Source organism: Acinetobacter sp. UBA2063, assembly GCF_002333245.1.
GTDB classification, from domain to species: domain Bacteria; phylum Pseudomonadota; class Gammaproteobacteria; order Pseudomonadales; family Moraxellaceae; genus Acinetobacter; species Acinetobacter parvus.
In genome coordinates this window covers 1-370 of record NZ_DDAH01000112.1, presented here as the reverse complement: position 1 = coordinate 370, position 370 = coordinate 1, and the positions used below count along the sequence as shown (strand labels likewise).

Below are 370 nucleotides of genomic sequence, written 5' to 3'. Positions count from 1 at the left end.
CCCGCACAAGGCGGGCTTTTTGTCAGTCGATTGCAGCGATTACGCTTGTTCGATGTCTTTCATGGTCAACTTGATACGACCACGGTTATCCACATCGGCAACCTGAACCTTAAGTTCCTGACCTTCTTTTAACACGTCAGTCACGTTGGCAATACGTTCATTTGAAATTTGCGAAATGTGAAGCAAACCGTCCGTACCTGGCAAGATATTCACGAATGCACCAAATTCAACGATACGAATCACTTTACCTGTATAGATTGTACCTGGCTCAACTTCAGCAGTCAGTGCTTGGATTTTTGCAATCGCAGCACGCGCAGCAGCTTTAGTTTCACCAAATACGCGCACGGTACCATTGTCTTCGATATCAATC

The 370-nt window shown here is 45.7% G+C and carries 1 protein-coding gene; it reads right to left on the bottom strand.

What is annotated here, in order from left to right:
- Positions 1-39 precede the first annotated feature (39 nt).
- The coding region (locus tag B4H32_RS04935; protein WP_286800475.1) for a S1 RNA-binding domain-containing protein at positions 40-370 on the bottom strand (331 nt) is incomplete at its 5' end.